Raw genomic sequence first — 626 nt, forward strand, 5'->3', positions numbered from 1 at the left:
GTGCACGATCTTTGGCTCTAAACTATGAGGCAGGCGAGTCATTAAGTACGGATCTTTCATTAGGCGTCGCCAGAATTTCCCCCACATCTCTCTTCCCAGTTCTATTGCGCATTTTAATCGCTTTTTGTAGCGCTTTCTTTTCCCCAAGTTTTACAAATCCAATCGAACGATGCAGCACCTTATCGTCAGGTGTATGGATATGAATTTTAAAGGCAGTTTTGCCTTTTGAAATGAAACGATGCCCAGTGTTAGTTATCAGATTGCTCTTAGTCATAACGGTAACTAATAATTTTATTAATATGGGTTAGAGTAAGGAAATATTAGTAATAATTAAAGTAGCAAAATGAAAAGTTGCCCATTTTTTTCTGAACAATAGGAAAGCACTTGACGAAAAAAAAGCATAGCATCGTTGACGCTTAGCTTGAGTAAGATGGCGCTCCCAACAGGATTTGAACCTGTGACCTGCCCCTTAGGAGGGGGCTGCGCTATCCAGCTGTGCCATGGGAGCAGGCTTGTTATCTTACGGAAATGGACGCAAATGTTAAGCCTTAACTTTTGATATTAAAGCGGTTTGTGCATTACGTCGCCAATCTGGATACTGGAGGCTAAGTTCGGTTGATCCACCG

General features: G+C 41.7%; 1 tRNA gene and 1 pseudogene. Both read right to left on the reverse strand.

What is annotated here, in order from left to right:
- Nucleotides 1-274 (reverse strand): annotated as a pseudogene (locus CIK04_RS24335) (Fe3+-citrate ABC transporter substrate-binding protein); the annotation flags it as partial.
- Nucleotides 275-431: 157 nt separating this feature from the next.
- Nucleotides 432-508, reverse strand: a tRNA-Arg gene (locus CIK04_RS24340).
- Nucleotides 509-626 lie beyond the last annotated feature (118 nt).

It is taken from the genome of Vibrio sp. 03_296 (assembly GCF_002265885.1).